A 17,818-nucleotide genomic window follows, 5' to 3' on the forward strand; every position below is an offset into this window, starting at 1 on the left:
CCCGTAGCATGAGCGACACTCCGATGACCGACCCCACCCCTTCCGCCGGCCAGAGTGCCCCGCCGGCACCTGCCGCGCAGCGCCATAGCCCGCTCAACATCGCGCTGCTGCTCGCGCTGGCCGCGCTGGGGGTTTCCGGCTGGCAGTTCTACCAGACCCAGACCCAGCTGGCCGAGACCCGGCTCGAACTCGCCCGCGCGCTCGCCAGTAGCGGCGTCGGCGAGCGCGCGCTCAAGGTGCAGGCCGAGGCGACTGCCAAGGCACTGCGCGACACCGAGACCCGCCTCGTCCAGATCGAGGCGCGCGTCAACGAGTCCGCCGGCCAGTACGCGACGCTCGAGGGCATGTACCAGTCGCTGACCAATAACCGCAGCGACTGGTTGCAGGCCGAGGTCGAGCATTCGCTGACCATTGCCAGCCAACAGCTGTTGCTGGCCGGCAACGTCGGCGCCGCGGTGTCGGCGCTGGAAATGGTCGAGGCACGGCTGGCCCGCTTCGACAACCCGCAGCTGATTGCACTCAAGCGCGCGGTCAGCAAGGACCTCGCCACGCTCAAGGCGCTGCCCTACGTCGACAGCGTCGGCGTCACCCTCAAGCTCGACCAGTTGATGCTGGCCGTCGACGCGCTGCCGCTGGCGGTCGACCACCACAAGCTGGGTCCGGCCAAGGTCGCGCAGCGCGCCGCGCTGCCGAATACTGCGCCGTGGTGGGAGCGGGCGCTGTCCGACTTCACGCACAGCATCGGCGAGCTGGTCAACATCCGCCGTATGGACAAGCCCGAGGCGCTGCTGCTGTCGCCCGAGCAGGCGTTCTTCCTGCGCGAGAACCTGAAGATGCGCCTCCTAGACGCGCGCATCGCGCTGATGGCGCGCCAGGGCTCGACCTTCTCCACCGACATCGCCGCCGCCGAGAGCTATGTCGCGCGTTACTTCGACCGCGACGCGCCGGCAACCCGCCAGTGGCTGGCCACGCTCGCCACCCTCAAGGACGTGCCGCTCGACGTCGAACTGCCCGAGCTGACCGGCAGCCTGAAGGCCGTGCATGACCTGCAGGGGCCGACGGAGGTGAAACCGTGAAATTCGTCCTGTGGATCGTCGGCCTGTTCGCGCTGGCCGTGCTGCTCGGCCTCGCCGCGACCGTCAACAACGGCTACGCCATCCTGTTCTTCCCGCCCTACCGGCTGGAGGTGTCGTTCAACCTGATGATCATCTCGGTGATCGTGCTGATCGTCGTCGCGCACGCGCTGTTGCGCCTGCTGTCTTTGGCGGTTCGCCTGCCCGAGGAAGTGCGCCAGTTCCAGCGCCAGAAGAAGCTGAAGGCGTCGCGCCACGCGCTGCGCGAGGCGGCGCTGGCCTTCTTCGAGGGGCGCTACCAGAAGGCCGAGCGTGAAGCCGCGCGCGCGATGGAGGACGAATTCGCCGTCGAGAACCGTGCGCTCGCGCTGTTGATCTCGGCGCGTTCCGCCGCGCAGACGCAGGACAAGGCCCGGCGTGACGCCTGCCTCGAGCGCCTCGGCGAGTTGCCGGAACGCCTGCAACTGGCGCGCCACATGCTGGAAGCCGAGCTGCGCTACGAAGACCGCGACACCCTTGCCGCGCTGTCTGCCGTCGAGCGCGCGCGTTCGCTGTCGCCCAACCTGACCTCCGCCTTGCGCCTCGAACTGAAGATCCGTCTGCAGCTGGGCCAGCCGGAGGCGGTGCTGCAACTGACCGAGAAGCTGCTCAAGGCCGACGCGCTGGACGCGGCGCAGGCGCGCCGCTACCGGGTCGCCGCATACCGCCAGCAACTGGCCGCGCTGGCCGACGGCGAATCGCTGCTGCGCTGGTGGGGCAAGGTGCCGCAGGTCGAGCGCGGCAACGACGAGCTCCTGCTCGAAGTCGCCGAGCGGCTGTCCGCGCTGGGCGAGGCCGACCGCGCCGCCAGCCTGCTCGCCGAACGGATCCCCGACTGCGAAGACGCTACGCTGGTGCAGGCGCTGGCGAGACTCGCGCCCGTGCTCTCCGACGAGCGGCGCAAAGGCCTGTTGCGCGACGCCGAAGCCTGGCTGCGCGGGCGCCCGCGCGACGCGGCCCTGCTGTTCGCGCTGGGCAGCCTCGCGCAGACCCAGCAGTTGTGGGGCAAGGCGCAGAGCTACTACGAGGCGAGCCTGTCGGTGGAGCCGTCGTTGCAGGCGACAGCCGCGCTGGCCGCGCTGCTCGAGTCGCTCGACAAGCCGGAGGCCGCCGAGCGCTACCGTCAGCAGGCGCTGCAAATGGCGCTGGCCGCCGAATCCTGAGCCGTCCCGGCGTAAAAAAGCCCACCCGACGTCCGGGTGGGCTTTTTCGTGCGCGGTGCGCTCAGTTAGCCTGCTTTCGGCGCGCGCGGCGGGCGAGCACCGCTTCGGAGAGCATCGCGAGCAGCTGCTCGGTGTCGTTCCAGCCGATGCAGGCGTCGGTGATGCTCTGGCCGTAGGCAAGCGTGCAGCCGGGCTTCAGGTCCTGGCGGCCTTCGACCAGGTGGCTTTCGACCATCACGCCGTAGACATGCTCTTCGCCGCCGGCGAGCTGGGTGCAGACATCCTGGCCGACTTCCATCTGGCGGCGGTAGTCCTTGCGGCTGTTGGCGTGGCTGAAGTCGACCATCAGACGCGGCGCGAGGCCGACCGTGGCGAGTTCGGCGGCGGCGGCACGCACGTGCGCTGCGTCGTAGTTCGGTTCCTTGCCGCCGCGCAGGATCACGTGGCAGTCAGGATTGCCGCCGGTCTCGACGATCGCCGAGTGGCCGGCCTTGGTCACCGACAGGAAGTGGTGCGGCACGCTGGCGGAGCGGATCGCGTCGATCGCGATCTTCAGGTTGCCGTCGGTGCCGTTCTTGAAGCCGACCGGGCAGGACAGGCCGGACGCGAGCTCGCGGTGTACCTGGCTCTCGGTGGTGCGCGCGCCGATCGCGCCCCAGCTGATCAGGTCGGCGACGTACTGGGGGGTGATCATGTCGAGGAATTCGGTCGCCGCCGGCATCCCCATGTTGTTGAGGTCGAGCAGCAGGCGGCGCGCGATGCGCAGGCCGGCGTTGATGTCGTACGACTCGTCGAGGTGCGGGTCGTTGATCAGGCCCTTCCAGCCGACCGTGGTGCGCGGCTTCTCGAAGTAGACGCGCATCACGACGATCAGCGAATCGGCGTACTGTTCGCGCAGCTTCATCAGGCGGCTGGCGTATTCCTTGGCCGCGCCGATGTCGTGGATCGAGCAGGGGCCGACCACCACCAGCAGGCGGTCGTCCTCGCCGTGCAGCGCGGCGGCGATGTCGCGGCGGGTGTTGTACACCACCTCCGACGCCGGCTCGTTCAACGGCAGCTCGTACATATGGGCGATCGGGGGCAGCAGTTCCTTGATCTGGCGGATCCGGACGTCGTCGGTCTGTCTTTGCATGGGCGGGCTCTCTGGTTTGCGTTCCTTTGCACAGACAATACCCGCTATGACGCCGTGCGCCAAGCCCCGTTCGCCAACGTCATGAAGATGTTGCGCAATATAAATGCCGCATGCTGGGCATTAAGATTTCAAATTGGCATTAAGTTGCGCGGCGTACGTATTGATCGGTGGCTGCGTGTCGCGGCGCACCGCCAAAGCAAAGGGCACCCCGCGGGGTGCCCTTTGCCGGATGCGCAAGCGCGGCTCAGTCTGCGTACTGGCGCTTCATGCGTTCGCGGCGCTCCTGCGCTTCGACCGACAGCGTCGCGGTCGGCCGCGCCATCAGGCGCTTGAGGCCGATCGGCTCGCCGGTATCCTCGCAGTAGCCGTAGGAACCGTCGTCGATCTGGCGCAGCGAAGCCTGGATCTTCTGCAGCAGCTTGCGCTCGCGGTCGCGGGTGCGCAGCTCCAGCGCGTACTCTTCTTCCAGCGTCGCGCGGTCGGCCGGGTCCGGCGTCGACTCCTGCTCCTGCAGGTGGCTGGCGGTCGCGTTGGCGTTGTTGACCAACTCCTGCTGCATTTGCAGCAGCAACTCCTTGAAGAACTCGAGCTGGTCGGCGTTCATGTAGTCGTCGCCGTTCCAGTTGAGGATATCCTGTTCGGTCAGTTTGGCCATATTGGGGTTCTTCCAGCTGAGTGTGGGCGATAGGCGTGGAAGATTACCGACGGCATGGTCAAAAGGCAACTCTTTGGCGAGCCTGCCTGCCGCCGGTGCAAATCCTGCCCGAAGTTATAGCCAGCAAGGCGGAAGCGGGCAAGATTCCGCCGCGCCGCTTATTTCTGCCCGAGAATCCACTTGGCGAGCGCCTTGAGGTCGGCGTCCGGGATCGCCGGATTCGGCGGCATCGGTACCGGGCCCCAGTTGCCGGCACCGCCGGACTTGATGCGGGCGGCCAGCTTGGCCTCGGCGCCCTTGTCGGCCGCGTAGCGGCGGGCGACGTCCTGGTAGGACGGGCCGACCACCTTGCGGTCGGTCGCGTGGCAGGCGGTGCAGGTGTATTTCTGCGCGAGCGCGACGCTCGCCAAGGCCGGACTGCTGGCCGTGGCCAGCAGCAGGCTGAGCAACAGGGGGTTTTTCATTTAATGCCTTTGTCCTGATTTGGGCCGGTCGGCCGATTGTGCAATGTTCCCGCTCACAGCGCCAGTTGCAGCTGGGAGAGGAAGGTGCCCTCCAGCAGGCGCACCGGCAGCATCAGGATCACCTGCACGATGAGCAGCAGCACCAGCGGCGACAGGTCGACGCCGCCGACGCGCGCGCGGGCGAACGGCGCGAGGAAGGGGCGGGTGAGCGCCGACAGGATGGGCGCGAGCCCGTTGTACGGGTTGACCCAGCTCATGATCGCTTGCACCAGCACCGCACCCATCAATAGATAGAGCGACTGCGAGAACAGCGCGAGCACGGCGAGCAGCGTCAGCATCAGCCAGTTGTGCGGCGACGCGAAGCTGTACGGCATCGGCCCCAGCAGCAGGATGGCGACGATGGCCAGCAGGCTGGTCAGCCATGCGCAAGCCAGCGTCGCGCTGTCGTAGCCGCGCACGCTGGGCAACACGCGGCGGGCCGGCAGCACCAGCCAGTTGGTACAGGCCATCACGAACTGCGCGAGCGGGTGGCGGAACGGGATGCGCGCCACCTGCAGGTAAAAGCGCAGCAGCAGCACCAGCACGAACAGGTCGGAAATGGTGCGGATCAGGAACTGTAGCGTCTGCACCAGCATGTCAGTCCTGCCCCAGTTCGTTGCCCATCTCGATCGAGCGCAGCCGGCAGTCCTCGGCGCCGGCCTTGATCGCAGCCTTCACGCCCTCGGCGTCGAAGCGCGCGATCGCACGCTCGGTGGTGCCGCCCTTGGACATCACGTTCTGGCGCAGCGTGGCCACCGGCAGCAGGCTGTTGCGGGCCAGTTCGACCGCGCCGTCGAAGGTGGCGAGCACCAGGCGGCGCGCCTCGGCCTCGTCGAAACCGGCGTCGGTGGCCGCTTCCATCATGCTCTCCATGAAGTAGAACACGTAGGCCGGGCCGCTGCCGCTGATGCAGGTGATGTCGTCGATGCCGGTTTCGTCATCGAGCCACAGCGTCTCGCCGACCGCGCGCATCACCGTCTCGGCCGCAGCGCGGTCCGCCTCGTCGACGCCCGGCGCGGCGAACAGGCCGGACATGCCCTTGCCGACCATCGCCGGCGTGTTCGGCATCACGCGCACGATGCGGGCGTGGCCGGACAGCCAGCGCGATAGCGCGTCGGCACGGATGCCGGCGGCGATCGACACCACCAGCGCGCCGTCCAGCTTGCCTGCCAGATGGGTGCAGACCTCGCGCAGCACCTGCGGCTTGACCGCCAGCACGACCACTTCGTCCCGGCCGAACGCTGCCGGGGCGCTTTCCAGCGCGGTCACGCCGTAATCGGCGGCCAGTTGCGCGCCCTTGGCGGCGTCCGGCTCGACGACGAGGATGCGGTGGCCGCCCTCGCGGGCGAGGCCGGCGACGATGGCCGCGGCCATATTGCCGCCGCCGATAAAGGTGATGTTCATGGGGTGCTTCCTTCCTGGGGGGCTTCAGTTTGCGGGTAGGCGCGCGCGCCGAAGACGGCGGTACCTATCCTTACCATGGTACTGCCGGCGGCGACCGCGGCTTCGAGGTCGGCCGACATGCCCATCGACAGCGTGTCGACGGCGTATCCTTCCGCCTGCAAGGCGGCCTGCAGGCGCGTGAGCGTGCCGAAGCGCGCGGCGAGCACCGCCGCGTCGTCGCTCGGCTCGGGGATGCACATCAGCCCGCGCAGGCACAGGCCGGGCAGGCGGGCGACCGCACGCGCGAGTTCGAGCGCGTCTTGCGGCGCGCAGCCGCTCTTGCTTGCCTCGCCCGAGACGTTGACCTGCACCAGCACGTTGAGCGGCGGCCGTCCGGCCGGCCGCTGCGCCGACAGGCGCTCGGCGATCTTCAGCCGTTCGACCGAGTGCACCCAGTCGGCGTTCTCGGCGACCGGCCGCGTCTTGTTCGATTGCAGCGGGCCGATGAAGTGCCATTCGAGGCCGCGGCCAGCGAGCGCGCGCGCCTTGTCGGCCATCTCCTGCACGTAGTTCTCGCCGAACGCGCGCAATCCGGCGTCGGTGGCCGCGGCGACGGCATCCGCCGGCTGGGTCTTGCTGACCGCGAGCAGCATGACCGCACCTTCCGGCCGGCCGGCCTCGCGGCAGGCGCTGTCGATCCGTGCGCGAACCTGGGCGATGGCGTCGGCGATGGTCTGTGGCATGTGGCGGGTCCTCGGGTTGGGGCGTGGCATCTTTGGTCGCACGCGGGCGTCGGTGCGGGGCGCCGGCGTATCCAACGCCGGTGGCAACCCTTACAATCGTTCCGAGTCCGGCGCGGGGGCGCCATGCGGGCGGCAAAACTTAGGGGATTATAAATGCAAATATCCGAGCTTCTGGCATTCACGGTGAAGAACAAGGCGTCCGACCTTCACCTGTCCGCCGGCCTGTCGCCGATGATCCGCGTGCACGGCGACGTGCGTAGGATCAACCTGCCGCCGATGGCGCACGCCGACGTGCACGACATGGTGTACGACATCATGAACGATTACCAGCGCAAGGCGTTCGAGGAGAACTACGAGTGCGACTTCTCGTTCGAGCTGCCGGGCGTCGCGCGTTTCCGTGTCAACGCCTTCCTGCAGCACCGCGGCATCGCCGCGGTGTTCCGGGTGATCCCGTCCAAGGTGCTGACGCTCGAGGAATTGAACGCGCCGAAGATCTTCCGCGACATCGCCGAGTTCCCGCGGGGCCTGGTGCTGGTGACCGGGCCGACCGGCTCGGGCAAGTCGACCACGCTGGCGGCGATGGTCGACTACGTCAACGACAACCACTACTCGCACATCCTCACCGTCGAGGACCCGATCGAATTCGTCCACGAGAGCAAGAAGAGCCTGGTCAACCAGCGCGAACTCGGCCTGCAGACGCACAGCTTCGCCAACGCGCTCAAGAGCGCGCTGCGCGAGGACCCGGACGTGGTGCTGGTCGGCGAGATGCGCGACCTGGAGACGATCCGCCTCGCGCTGACCGCGGCGGAGACCGGCCACCTGGTGTTCGGCACGCTGCATACCAGCTCGGCGGCCAAGACCATCGACCGTATCGTCGACGTGTTCCCGGCCGGCGAGAAGGAAATGGTGCGCTCGATGCTGTCCGAGTCGGTCCGCGCGGTGATCTCGCAGACGCTGCTGAAGACGCGCGAGGGCAACGGCCGCGTCGCCGCGCACGAGATCATGCTGGGCACGCCGGCGATCCGCAACCTGATCCGCGAGAACAAGATCGCGCAGATCAATTCGATGATCCAGACCGGCCAGCAGCACGGCATGCAGACGCTGGACCAGTGCCTGCAGGAGCTGGTGCGCCGCGGGCTGGTGACCAGCGCCGAGGCGCGCGCCAAGGCGGCGCAGAAAGACCTGTTCTGAGACCGGGAGACTGACGATGCAAAAAGACCAGGCGTCCAAGTTCATCAACGAACTGCTCGCGCACGCGATCGCGCGCAACGCGTCGGACATCTTCATCAGCGCCGACTTCCCGCCGGCGATGAAGGTCGACGGCAAGATCACGCCGGTGTCGCCGCAGCCGCTGACCGCGCAGCACACCCGCGAGCTGGTGCGCGCGGTGATGAACGACCGGCAGACCGAGGAGTTCGAGTCTAGCAACGAGGCCAACTTCGCGATCAGCCCGCCGGGCGTCGGCCGCTTCCGCGTCAGCGCCTTCATCCAGCAAGGCCAGGCCGGCATGGTGCTGCGCAAGATCAACACCGAGATCCCGTCGTTCCAGAAGCTCGACCTGCCGCCGGTGCTCGCCGACATCTCGATGATCAAGCGCGGGCTGGTGATCTTCGTCGGCGGGACCGGCTCGGGCAAGTCGACCTCGCTGGCGGCGCTGGTCGACTGGCGCAACACGCACGCGGCCGACCACATCATCACCATCGAGGACCCGGTCGAGTACGTGCACCCGCACAAGAAGTCCATCGTCACCCAGCGCGAGGTCGGCACCGACACCGAGAGCTGGGACGTCGCGCTGAAGAACACCCTGCGCCAGGCGCCGGACGTGATCCTGATGGGCGAGATCCGCGACCGCGACACCATGGGCTACGGCCTGCAGTTCGCCGAGACCGGCCACCTGTGTCTGGCCACCCTGCACGCCAACAACGCCAACCAGGCGCTCGACCGCATCCTCAACTTCTTCCCCGAGGAGCGCCACCAGCAGGTGCTGATGGACTTGTCGCTGAACATGAAGGCCATCGTCTCGCAGCGGCTGATCCCGCACGCGTCCGGCCAGGGCCGCGTCGCGGCGGTCGAGATCCTGCTCAACACGCCGCTGATCTCGGACATGGTGTTCAAGGGCGAGGTGGCGGGTATCAAGGAGGTGATGGCGCGCTCGCGCGAGCAGGGCATGCAGACCTTCGACCAGGCGCTGTTCGACCTGTACGAGGCCGGCAAGATCAGCTACGAGGAGGCGCTGAAGAACGCCGACTCAGTCAACGACCTCAGGCTGAAGATCAAGCTGTACGGCGAGGGCGGCAAGCAGCACGACCCGCTGTCGGGGATCGACCACCTCGATATCGTATAATCCGGCGCATGTCAGCCGTTCCCCCCTACCGCCTGTTCTTCGCCGCGTGGCCCGACGACGCCTGCCGGCACTGGCTCGACCAGCAGGTCGAGCGCCTGCACGACGCCTGCCACGGCCGGCAGGTGCCGCCGCGCCAGCTGCACCTGACGCTGGCCTTCGTCGGCGAGGTCGACCCGGCGCGCCTCTGCGACGTGTACGCGGTCGGCGAGCGGGTCGCGGCCGAGGCCGAGGCTTGCCGGCTCAGGCTCGCCCGGCTCGCGGTCTGGCCGAACGGCATCGGCTGCGCGCTGCCGGCACGGGTGCCGGGCCGGCTCGCGCGTCTGGCGCGCGCGCTCAACGGCGCGCTCGCCGACGCCGGCCTGCCGCACGAGGCGCGCGCGTTCAAGCCCCACCTGACCCTGCTGCGCAAGGCGCAAGCGGGCGAGGCCGGCGTGCCGCATCCGGACGCGCCAGCGCTGTTCGCCGTCGACCACCTGTCGCTGGTGGTGTCGCGGCTGACCCGTTCTGGGCCGATCTACCAGGAACTCAGGCGCTGGCCGCTGCCTGCGCCAACGCCCCCAGCCTGACCAGCGAAGCGACAAAGCGCTCGTCGAGCACGCGGCAGCAGGACAGCCTGAGGCAGTGCCGGTAGCGGCTGCCGGCCGAATAGAGCGTGCCCGGCATCACCACGATGCGCTCGGCGAGCGCGGCTTCGGCGAGCCGCGCGGTGTCGACCGAAGGCGGCAGCTGCAGCCAGAGCAGGAAGCCGCCGGTCGGCCGCGTCGCCGTGGTGCCCGCCGGGAAGTGGCGGGCAACCAGCCCGCGCACGGTGTCCAGCTGTTGCGCGTACAGCCTGCGCAGCGCGCGCAGGTGGCGGTCGTAGCCGCCATTCTCCAGAAACTCCCCGACCACCTCGCCCAGCAACATCGGCTCGGCGATGCTGCTGGCGAATTTCAGCTGGCGCACCGCGTCGCCGAAGCGCCCCGCCTCTAGGTAGCCGATCCGGTAGTCCGGCGCCAGCGTCTTGCTGTAGCTCGCGCACACCATTACCCAGCCTGCCTCGTCGAAGGCCTTGACCGCCGGCGAGGGCACGTCGGCGAACTGTAGCTCGGCGTACAGCGCGTCCTCGATCAGCGGCACCCGGTACTGGTTGACCAGCCGCGCCAGCCGCTGCTTGGCCATCAGCGGCATGGTGCAGCCCAGCGGGTTGTGCACGGTCGGCATCGCCACCAGCGCCGCGAGGCGCCCCTCCGAGAGCAGCATCTCCAGCGCGTCGAGCGACAGCCCCTGCTGCGGGTCGGTCGGCAGCTCGAGCACCTTCAGCCCCAGGCTCTCCAGCAGCGGGTAGAGGTTGAAGTAGGTCGGCGACTCGACGCCGACGGTGTCGCCCGGCCGGGTGACTGCCCTGAGCGCGAGCTGCAGCGCTTCCATGGTGCCGTGGGTGAGTACGATGTCGTCCGGCGACAGCCGCATGCCCAGGTCAAGCGCGCGGCGGGCGATCTGCGCGCGCAGCCGCGGCGAGCCCGGCGGCAGCGCGTAGCGGCCGATCAGGCCGGGCGTTTTGCGCAGCAGCGTACCGGTCAGCCGCGCCAGCCGCTCGACTGGGTAGAACGGCGCGCCGTGCGGGCAGGCCAGCGCGAGGTCGAGGTGGTCGTCTCGTCCTTGCGCGGCGAGGACGCCGTCGACCAGCGTCTGCTGCGAGGCCGGCGGCACGTCCCGCTCGACGGGGCGGGTGTTCAGCGGCCCGGGCGGGGCAGCCAGCGCGCTTCTCACGTAATAGCCGGATTGCGGCCGCGCTTCGACCAGCCCCTGGTCCTCGAGCAGGCGGTAGGCGGCGGTCACCGTATTGAGGCTCAGCGCGTGGCGGCTGGCACAGGCGCGCACCGACGGCAGGCGGCTGCCGGCGCCGAGGGCGCCACCTTCGATGGCGGCGGCCAGCTGGGCGGCCAGTTGCTGGTAGCGGGGCAGGGAGGTCATGGCAAGGGGTGCAGTCGCGGGGCGGATGGAGGGTGACAGTTGGCAGAATATCGCATCTGTCACCCGTGCAAATCAATATTCCTGCATCTGTCACTGTCCTGGTGTCCGTCCTAGCATGGAGGCCTGACTTTCATCGATCAGGAGACGTGCATGTTCGACGCGCTGGCCTTTGCCACCTATATGGGGGTGATGTCGGTCACCCCCGGCCCCAACAACCTGATGCTGGCGACCTCGGGTGTGAACCACGGTTTCCGGCGCACGCTGCCGCACATGCTCGGCATCAGCGCGGGCTGCGCGCTGCAGCTGGTGCTGACCGTCGCCGGCTGGGCGTGGCTGACGCGCGGGCTTGAGCAGTGGCGGTTGCCGCTGGCCTTCGCCGGCTGCGCTTATCTGATGTGGCTGTCGTGGCAGTTGTGGCGTTCGGCGGCGCCGGGCGCGCGCGAGGCCGGTCGGCCGCTGGGTTTTGTCGGCGCCGTGCTGTTCCAGTGGGTGAACCCGAAGGCCTGGCTGATGACGGTCAACGCGGCGCTGGTGTTCGCGCCGGGCGACGGGGCGGGGACGCTGGCGATGGCGCTGCTGGCCGCTGCGGTCAACCTGCCGTGCATCGCGGTGTGGGCGCTGTTCGGCGACCGCTTGCGCACGGCCCTGCAGGACGCGCGCTGGTTGCGTTTATTCAACGCGGCGATGGCGTTGCTGCTCGCCCTCACCGCGTTGTGGTTGCTCGCCGATGCGGCCGGCTGAACGGCTCAGGCGGCGACCGCGTCGTCTTCCTGGACCTGGGTTTCGCCGCGCAGCTCGCGGCGCAGGATCTTGCCGACGTTCGAGCGCGGCAGGTCCTCGCGGAACTCGATCTCGCGCGGCACCTTGTACGCGGTGAGTCTCCCGCGGCAGTAAGCGAGCAGCGCGTCGGCGTCGAGCGCGCCGTCGCGGCGGACCACGAACAGCTTGACCGCTTCGCCGGTGCGCGGGTCGGGGACGCCGACGCAGGCGACCTCGATCACGTCCGGGTGCAGTGCGACCACGTCCTCGATCTCGCTGGGGAACACGTTGAAGCCGGAGACGATGATCATGTCCTTCTTGCGGTCGACCAGCTTGAAGTAGCCCTCCGGCGTGCGGTACGCGATGTCGCCGGTGGCGAGGAAACCGTCGGCCTGCACGACGCGGGCCGTCTCCTGCGGGCGTTTCCAGTAGCACTTCATCACCTGCGGGCCGCGCACGCACAGTTCGCCCGGCTCGCCGTCGGCGACAGGCAGGCCGTCCGCCCCGCGCAGTTCGACTTCGGTGCCCGGCACCGGCAGGCCGATGGTGCCGGTATACGCGCGGCTGTCGATCGGGTTCACGCAGACCAGCGGCGAGGTCTCGGTCAGCCCGTAGCCTTCGATCAGCGGCAGCCCGGTCACCTGCAGCCACTTTTCGGCGACCGCCTGCAGGATCGCGGTGCCGCCGCCGACGGTCAGCCGCCAGCGCGAGAAGTCGAGTTTGGCGAAGTCGGGGTTGTTGGCCAGCGCGTTGAACAGCGTGTTGACGCCGATCATGCAGTTGACCGGGGTGCGCGCGAGGTCCTTGATCAGCGTGGGCAGGTCGCGCGGGTTGGTGATCAAGAGCGCGGTGCCGCCCATGCGGGTGATCAGCAGGCAGCTCATCGTCAGCGCGAGGATGTGGTAGAGCGGCAGCGGCGAGGCCATCACCACCGGGTCGATGTCCTCGAGCACCGGCTCGATGGTCATATGGGTCTGCTCGAGGTTGGACAGCACGTTGCCGTGGGTGAGCACCGCGCCCTTGGACAGGCCGGTGGTGCCGCCGGTGTACTGCAGCAGCGCGATGTCTTCCAGGCGCAGCGCCGGGTCGCGCCACGGCAGCGCGCCGCCTTCCTTCAGCGCGGCCTTCAGCGTGATCGAGCCGGGCAGCCACCACGGCGGCACCAGCTTCTTGAAGTGGCGCAGCACCGCGTTGACCAGCGTGCCCTTGACCAGCCCCAACAGGTCGCCGACCGAGGTGACCAGCACGTTCTGCACCGGGACGTTGCCGAGCACTTCCTGCAGCACGCCGACGAAGTTCTCGAGGATGACGATGGTCGACGCGCCGGAGTCCTGCAACTGGTGTTCGAGCTCGCGCGGCGTGTAGAGCGGGTTGATGTTGACGACGATCAGCCCCGCGCGCAGCGCGCCGTACAGTGCGACCGGGTATTGCAGCAGGTTGGGCATCATCAGCGCGATGCGGTCGCCCTTCTTCATGCGCAGCGCGCCGGTCAGGTAGGCGGCGAACGCTGCGGACTGGCGGTCGAGCTCGCGGTAGCTGAGCTTGACGCCCATGTTGACGAAGGCGGCGCGCTCGGGATGGCGGCGGGCGGCGTCGGTCATCATCGCGCCGAGCGAGGCGTGTTCGAGCGGGCGCAGGGCGCGGGCGCGGCTGTTGTGCTGGGTCTCTTGCATGATCTGTTCTCCCTGGCGGCTAGGCGGATCAGGCCGCGCGCGCTTCGTTTCTGAGGTCTCGGCGCAGGATCTTGCCGACGTTGGACTTGGGCAGCGCGTCGCGGAACTCGACCTGGCGCGGCACCTTGTACGCGGTCAGGCGGTCGCGGCAGTGCGCGAGCAGCGCGGCCTCGTCGAGTTTCGGGTCGCGGCGCACGACGAACACCTTGACCGCTTCGCCGGTGCGCGCGTCGGGCACGCCGACGCAGGCGGATTCGACCACGCCGGGGTGCAGCGCGATCACGTCCTCGATCTCGTTCGGGTACACGTTGAAGCCGGAGACGATGATCATGTCCTTCTTGCGGTCGACCAGCTTGTAGAAGCCCTCCGCTGTGCGCAGCGCGATGTCGCCGGTGGCGAGGAAACCGTCGGCGTGGAACACCTTGGCCGTCTCGTCAGGGCGCTGCCAGTAGCCCTGCATCACCTGCGGGCCACGCACGCACAATTCGCCCGGCTCGCCGTCGGCGACGATGCGGCCGGCGTCGTCGCGCAGCGAGATCTCGGTCGCGGCGACCGGCAGGCCGATGGTGCCGGTGTAGCAATCCAGCGTGACCGGGCTCGCGCTGACCAGCGGCGAAGTTTCAGTCAGCCCGTAGCCTTCGATCAGCGGCAAGCCGGTGACCTTGCGCCACTTCTCGGCGACCGCCTGCTGGATCGCCGCGCCGCCGCCGACGGTCAGCCGCCAGCGCGAGAAGTCGAGGCGGATGAAGTCGGGGTGGTCGGCCAGTGCGTTGAACAGCGTGTTGACGCCGGTCATGCAAGTGATCGGGTAGCGGCCGAGGTCCTTGATCACCGCCGGCAGGTCGCGCGGGTTGCTCATCAGCACCGAGGTGCCGCCGGCGCGGTTGACCAGCAGGCAATTGATGGTCAGCGCGAGGATATGGTAGAGCGGCAAGGGCGTCGCCATCACCACCTGGTCGTTTTCGCCGAATACCGGTCGCACCAGCGCGAGGGTCTGTTCGATATTGGCGAGCACGTTGCCGTGAGTGAGTACCGCACCCTTGGACAGGCCGGTGGTGCCGCCGGTGTATTGCAGGAAGGCGATCTCGCCAGGGCGCACCGCCGGGTCCTGCCAGCGCCTGGCAAAACCCTTGGCGAGCGCGTCGTTGAAGCGCACGGCGCCGGGTAGCGACCACGGCGGCACCATCTTTTTCACGTGGCGCAGCACCAGGTTGACCAGCGCACCCTTGAGCGTGCCCAGCAGGTCGCCGACCGCGGTGACGACCACATGCTCGAGCGGGGTGCGCGCACGCACCTCGTCGAGCGTCGCCGCGAAATTCTCGACGATGACGATGGCGCGCGCACCCGAGTCCTTCAGCTGGTGCTCAAGTTCGCGCGCGGTATACAGCGGGTTGACGTTGACGACGACGAGACCCGCGCGCAGCACGCCGTACAGTGCGACCGGGTACTGCAGCAGGTTGGGCATCATCAGCGCGACGCGGTCGCCGCGGCTGAGTTGCAAGGTGCCGGTCAGGTAGGCGGCAAACGCCGCGGACAGGCGGTCGAGTTCGCGGTAGCTGAGCGCGGTGCCCATATTGCAGAAGGCGTCGCGCTGCGGGTAGAGGCGGACGCTGTCGGCGAACATCGCGCCGAGCGAAGGGAAACGGTCGATCTCGGCCGCGGGGGCCGTCTCGTGCGCACTGCTCGTCATCTTGTTGTGCTCCTCGTGTTTTTTTCCGGCCCTGCAGGGCTCTGCCGAAGATTCTATGCACAACAAATAACAAGTAAAGCACTATTAGCCGTATTAGCTTCCGTGTGACGGGGCTACAACACCTTGCCGCTATTTGAAGATCGCCAGTGCCCGTGTCGCGTTGGCCAGTTGCGTGATGCGGTCCCAGTCGCGCGCGGCGATCGCGTCGCGCGGGGTCAGCCATGAACCGCCGACCGCCAGCACGTTGGGCAGCGAGAGGTAGTCCGGCGCGTTGCCGGCGTTGATGCCGCCGGTCGGGCAGAAGCGCAGCGCCGGCAAGGGGCCCGCCAGCGCGCGCAACAGGCGGGTGCCGCCGACCGCCTCGGCCGGGAACAGCTTCTGGATCAGGAAGCCTTCGTCCTGCGCGTGCATCGCCTCCGACGGCGTGGCGATGCCGGGGATGAACGGCAGTTCGGTGGCGCGCACGGCGGCGGCGATCTCGGAGGTCAGCCCGGGGCTGACGCCGAACATCGCGCCGGCGTCGGCGGCCGCCTCGACCTGCGCGCGGTTGCGCAGCGTGCCCGCGCCGACGATCACGCCGGCGACCTGTTCGCGGATCAGGCGGATCGCCGCCAGCGCGGCCTTGGTGCGCAGCGTCACCTCGAGCACGCGCACGCCGCCGGCCATCAGCGCGTGCGCAAGGTCAACCGCCAGCGCGGCGTCGTCCAGTTCGATCACCGGCACTACCGGGCCTTGTCTGAGCAGGGTCAGTTCGTCCATTAGCAAAGCTCCAACAGTCTTAATTCCAAAGCGGGTGCGGGAAGGACAGCGCGCCCGTATCGGCGCGCCCGGCGTTCTGTCTTGCGCCGGCGAACAGCTCGCGGCCGCAGCCAAAGTCGCTCGGTGCAACCGGCGCCGGCGCACGCGCCGCCCATTCGTCGGGCGCGACGTCGACGTCGAGCACGCCGGCGTCGGCGTCGACGGTAATCAGGTCGCCGTCGCGTACCCGCGAGAGCGCGCCGCCGTCGGCGGCCTCAGGGCAGACGTGGATGGCGGCGAGTACCTTGCCCGACGCGCCCGACATCCGTCCGTCGCTGACCAGCGCGACCGCGTGGCCCCGGTCCTGCAGCACCGACAGGGTCGGCGTCAGCTGGTGCAGCTCGGGCATGCCGTTGGCGCGTGGCCCCTGTCCGCGCACCACGGCGACCATGTTGCCATCCAGCGTGCCGTCCCTGAACGCCGCGAGCAGCGCGTCCTGCGAGTCGAACACCCGCGCCGGCGCGGTAACGCGGCGCCGCTCGGGCGGCACCGCCGACACCTTGACCACCGCGCGGCCGAGCTTGCCGGTGACGACCCTGAGGCCGCCGTCGGGGGTGAACGGCGCAGCCGAACCGCGCAACACCGCGCTGTCGGCACTGTCGGCGATCGCGTCGTGCCAGGCAAGGCGGCCGTCGGCGTCGAGCGCGGGCGAGCGGCACTGGCGCGCGAGGCCATGGCCGAACACGGTCGCGACGTCGGGGTGGAGCAGGCCGGCGTCCATCAGTTCACGCAGCAGGAAGCCGCAGCCGCCGGCGGCGTGGAAGTGGTTCACGTCGGCCTTGCCGTTCGGGTAGACGCGCATCAGCGAGGGGACGACGGCCGACAGCTCGGCGAAGTCGTCCCAGTCCAGCGCGATGCCGGCCATGCGGGCGATCGCCGGCAGGTGCAGCGTGTGGTTGGTCGAGCCGCCGCTGGCGAGCAGCACGACCACCGCGTTGACGATCGCGCGCTCGTCGACGAGTTCGCCGACCGGCGTGAAGCGCGGCCCCTGCGCCGAGATCTCGACCGCCACGCGCGCCGCCTCGCGGGTTAGCGCCTCGCGCAGCGGCGTGCCCGGCGGCACGAAGGCGGCGCCGGGCAGGTGCAGGCCCATCGCCTCCATCATCAGCTGGTTGGAGTTGGCGGTGCCGTAGAAGGTACAGGTGCCCGGCGCGTGGTAGCTCTGCGCCTCGGATTCGAGCAGCACGTCGCGGCCGACCAGGCCCTGTGCGTAGAGCTTGCGCACCTCGGCCTTCTCGTCGTTGGAGAGGCCCGACGGCATCGGCCCGGCCGGCACGAACACCGCGGGCAGGTGGCCGAAGGCGAGCGCGCCCATCAACAGGCCCGGCACGATCTTGTCGCACACGCCCAGGTAGAGCGCGGCGTCGAACATCGCGTGCGACAGCGCGACGGCGCTCGCCTGCGCGATCACGTCGCGCGAGAACAGCGACAGCTCCATGCCGGGCCGGCCCTGGGTCACGCCGTCGCACATCGCCGGCACGCCGCCGGCGAACTGCGCGCTGGCGCCTGCGGCCTGCGCGGCTTCCTTGATCCAGCGCGGGTAGCCGGCGAGCGGCTGGTGGGCGGACAGCATGTCGTTGTACGCCGAGACGATCGCGAGGTTGGGCGCTTCCAACAGCTTCAGGCGCAGCTTGGACGATGGCTCGCTGGCGGCAAAGCCGTGCGCGAGGTTGGTGCAGGCGAGTTCGGCGCGCGCGACGCGGCCGCGGGCGGCCGCCGCGCGGACCTGTTCGAGGTAGCGCGCGCGCGTCGGTGCGCTGCGTTCGGTGATGCGCGCGGTGACGGCGCTGACGACAGGGTGCAGGGGCATGGTCGGTAGACGTGCGGGATACCCGGTCATGCTAGATGCGGCGGCGCTTTCCAGCAAGGGTAGTGTCCGCTCGCGTATCCGGCGGCGGTGCGATGCC

Annotated in this window: 17 protein-coding genes; 6 read left to right on the plus strand and 11 right to left on the minus strand. The window is 69.0% G+C overall.

From position 1 onward, the window contains the following. Positions 1-8 precede the first annotated feature (8 nt). Both GZH52_RS00245 and GZH52_RS00250 read left to right on the plus strand, forming a co-directional pair. Positions 9-1,076, plus strand: a complete 1,068-nt coding sequence (locus GZH52_RS00245; protein ID WP_239057956.1) for a uroporphyrinogen-III C-methyltransferase — start codon at positions 9-11, stop codon at positions 1,074-1,076. After that, positions 1,073-2,275 (plus strand): heme biosynthesis HemY N-terminal domain-containing protein, encoded by a 1,203-nt coding sequence (locus GZH52_RS00250; protein ID WP_163314551.1) that lies wholly within the window; start codon positions 1,073-1,075, stop codon positions 2,273-2,275. The genes GZH52_RS00245 and GZH52_RS00250 overlap by 4 nt, the downstream gene beginning before the upstream one ends. A gap of 61 nt (positions 2,276-2,336) precedes the next feature. Here GZH52_RS00250 and aroG read toward each other — a convergent pair whose 3' ends face one another. From aroG to GZH52_RS00280, 6 genes are all read right to left on the minus strand, one after another. Next, positions 2,337-3,407, minus strand: a complete 1,071-nt coding sequence (aroG, locus tag GZH52_RS00255) for a 3-deoxy-7-phosphoheptulonate synthase AroG (protein ID WP_163314552.1) — start codon at positions 3,405-3,407, stop codon at positions 2,337-2,339. 244 nt (positions 3,408-3,651) lie between these two features. Beyond that, the gene (gene dksA, locus GZH52_RS00260; protein ID WP_163314553.1) at positions 3,652-4,062 is read right to left on the minus strand and encodes an RNA polymerase-binding protein DksA; all 411 of its coding nucleotides are present in this window, start codon (positions 4,060-4,062) and stop codon (positions 3,652-3,654) included. Between the two features lie 158 nt (positions 4,063-4,220). Then, positions 4,221-4,526 carry a c-type cytochrome gene (locus GZH52_RS00265; protein WP_163314554.1) on the minus strand — a complete coding sequence of 102 codons (306 nt, stop codon included), beginning with the start codon at positions 4,524-4,526 and terminating at the stop codon, positions 4,221-4,223. Positions 4,527-4,579: 53 nt separating this feature from the next. Further along, positions 4,580-5,161, minus strand: a complete 582-nt coding sequence (locus GZH52_RS00270; RefSeq protein WP_163314555.1) for a YggT family protein — start codon at positions 5,159-5,161, stop codon at positions 4,580-4,582. Between the two features lies 1 nt (position 5,162). Beyond that, positions 5,163-5,969 (minus strand): pyrroline-5-carboxylate reductase, encoded by an 807-nt coding sequence (proC, locus tag GZH52_RS00275; RefSeq protein WP_163314556.1) that lies wholly within the window; start codon positions 5,967-5,969, stop codon positions 5,163-5,165. Further along, positions 5,966-6,691: a YggS family pyridoxal phosphate-dependent enzyme gene (locus tag GZH52_RS00280; RefSeq protein WP_163314557.1), complete on the minus strand. Its 726-nt coding sequence runs from the start codon at positions 6,689-6,691 to the stop codon at positions 5,966-5,968. Before GZH52_RS00280 ends, proC begins: the two co-directional genes overlap by 4 nt. A gap of 153 nt (positions 6,692-6,844) precedes the next feature. Here GZH52_RS00280 and GZH52_RS00285 point away from each other — a divergent pair, with 153 nt between their 5' ends. The 3 genes from GZH52_RS00285 to thpR are packed head-to-tail and all read left to right on the plus strand — an operon-like array spanning position 6,845 to position 9,601. Beyond that, positions 6,845-7,882, plus strand: coding sequence for a type IV pilus twitching motility protein PilT (locus tag GZH52_RS00285; RefSeq protein ID WP_163314558.1), 1,038 nt, complete (start codon positions 6,845-6,847; stop codon positions 7,880-7,882). Positions 7,883-7,898: 16 nt separating this feature from the next. Next, positions 7,899-9,035 carry a PilT/PilU family type 4a pilus ATPase gene (locus GZH52_RS00290; protein ID WP_163314559.1) on the plus strand — a complete coding sequence of 379 codons (1,137 nt, stop codon included), beginning with the start codon at positions 7,899-7,901 and terminating at the stop codon, positions 9,033-9,035. Between the two features lie 8 nt (positions 9,036-9,043). Next, a complete protein-coding gene (gene thpR / locus GZH52_RS00295; RefSeq protein ID WP_163314560.1) occupies positions 9,044-9,601 on the plus strand; it encodes an RNA 2',3'-cyclic phosphodiesterase in 558 nt (185 codons plus the stop codon). Here thpR and GZH52_RS00300 read toward each other — a convergent pair. Beyond that, on the minus strand, positions 9,561-10,991 hold the full coding sequence (locus tag GZH52_RS00300; RefSeq protein ID WP_163314561.1) for an aminotransferase-like domain-containing protein: 1,431 nt from the start codon (positions 10,989-10,991) through the stop codon (positions 9,561-9,563). The genes thpR and GZH52_RS00300 overlap by 41 nt on opposite strands. Positions 10,992-11,141: 150 nt before the next feature. Between GZH52_RS00300 and GZH52_RS00305 the strand changes: the two genes are divergently transcribed. Then, on the plus strand, positions 11,142-11,732 hold the full coding sequence (locus GZH52_RS00305; protein WP_163314562.1) for a LysE family translocator: 591 nt from the start codon (positions 11,142-11,144) through the stop codon (positions 11,730-11,732). A gap of 5 nt (positions 11,733-11,737) precedes the next feature. Here the strand turns inward: GZH52_RS00305 and GZH52_RS00310 are convergent, their stop codons facing one another. From GZH52_RS00310 to edd, 4 genes are all read right to left on the minus strand, one after another. Further along, positions 11,738-13,423: an AMP-binding protein gene (locus GZH52_RS00310; protein WP_163314563.1), complete on the minus strand. Its 1,686-nt coding sequence runs from the start codon at positions 13,421-13,423 to the stop codon at positions 11,738-11,740. A gap of 28 nt (positions 13,424-13,451) precedes the next feature. After that, complete coding sequence (locus GZH52_RS00315; protein WP_163314564.1) at positions 13,452-15,113, minus strand: AMP-binding protein; 1,662 nt, start codon at positions 15,111-15,113, stop codon at positions 13,452-13,454. A gap of 129 nt (positions 15,114-15,242) precedes the next feature. Continuing rightward, a complete protein-coding gene (gene eda / locus GZH52_RS00320; protein ID WP_163314565.1) occupies positions 15,243-15,872 on the minus strand; it encodes a bifunctional 4-hydroxy-2-oxoglutarate aldolase/2-dehydro-3-deoxy-phosphogluconate aldolase in 630 nt (209 codons plus the stop codon). A gap of 19 nt (positions 15,873-15,891) precedes the next feature. Beyond that, a complete protein-coding gene (gene edd / locus GZH52_RS00325; protein ID WP_163314566.1) occupies positions 15,892-17,721 on the minus strand; it encodes a phosphogluconate dehydratase in 1,830 nt (609 codons plus the stop codon). Positions 17,722-17,818 lie beyond the last annotated feature (97 nt).

The sequence above is a fragment of the Crenobacter caeni genome (assembly GCF_010435965.1).
In the GTDB taxonomy this organism is placed as follows: domain Bacteria; phylum Pseudomonadota; class Gammaproteobacteria; order Burkholderiales; family Chromobacteriaceae; genus Craterilacuibacter; species Craterilacuibacter caeni.

Bases quoted from the DNA above. Each gene is read 5' to 3' on its own strand.
- eda (WP_163314565.1), bottom strand. From the start codon at position 15,872: ATGGACGAACTGACCCTGCTCAGACAAGGCCCGGTAGTGCCGGTGATC.
- GZH52_RS00270 (WP_163314555.1), bottom strand. From the start codon at position 5,161: ATGCTGGTGCAGACGCTACAGTTCCTGATCCGCACCATTTCCGACCTG.
- aroG (WP_163314552.1), bottom strand. From the start codon at position 3,407: ATGCAAAGACAGACCGACGACGTCCGGATCCGCCAGATCAAGGAACTG.
- proC (WP_163314556.1), bottom strand. From the start codon at position 5,969: ATGAACATCACCTTTATCGGCGGCGGCAATATGGCCGCGGCCATCGTC.
- edd (WP_163314566.1), bottom strand. From the start codon at position 17,721: ATGCCCCTGCACCCTGTCGTCAGCGCCGTCACCGCGCGCATCACCGAA.
- GZH52_RS00245 (WP_239057956.1), top strand. From the start codon at position 9: ATGAGCGACACTCCGATGACCGACCCCACCCCTTCCGCCGGCCAGAGT.
- GZH52_RS00280 (WP_163314557.1), bottom strand. From the start codon at position 6,691: ATGCCACAGACCATCGCCGACGCCATCGCCCAGGTTCGCGCACGGATC.
- GZH52_RS00290 (WP_163314559.1), top strand. From the start codon at position 7,899: ATGCAAAAAGACCAGGCGTCCAAGTTCATCAACGAACTGCTCGCGCAC.
- GZH52_RS00310 (WP_163314563.1), bottom strand. From the start codon at position 13,423: ATGCAAGAGACCCAGCACAACAGCCGCGCCCGCGCCCTGCGCCCGCTC.
- GZH52_RS00300 (WP_163314561.1), bottom strand. From the start codon at position 10,991: ATGACCTCCCTGCCCCGCTACCAGCAACTGGCCGCCCAGCTGGCCGCC.
- GZH52_RS00305 (WP_163314562.1), top strand. From the start codon at position 11,142: ATGTTCGACGCGCTGGCCTTTGCCACCTATATGGGGGTGATGTCGGTC.
- GZH52_RS00315 (WP_163314564.1), bottom strand. From the start codon at position 15,113: ATGACGAGCAGTGCGCACGAGACGGCCCCCGCGGCCGAGATCGACCGT.
- GZH52_RS00265 (WP_163314554.1), bottom strand. From the start codon at position 4,526: ATGAAAAACCCCCTGTTGCTCAGCCTGCTGCTGGCCACGGCCAGCAGT.
- dksA (WP_163314553.1), bottom strand. From the start codon at position 4,062: ATGGCCAAACTGACCGAACAGGATATCCTCAACTGGAACGGCGACGAC.
- thpR (WP_163314560.1), top strand. From the start codon at position 9,044: ATGTCAGCCGTTCCCCCCTACCGCCTGTTCTTCGCCGCGTGGCCCGAC.
- GZH52_RS00285 (WP_163314558.1), top strand. From the start codon at position 6,845: ATGCAAATATCCGAGCTTCTGGCATTCACGGTGAAGAACAAGGCGTCC.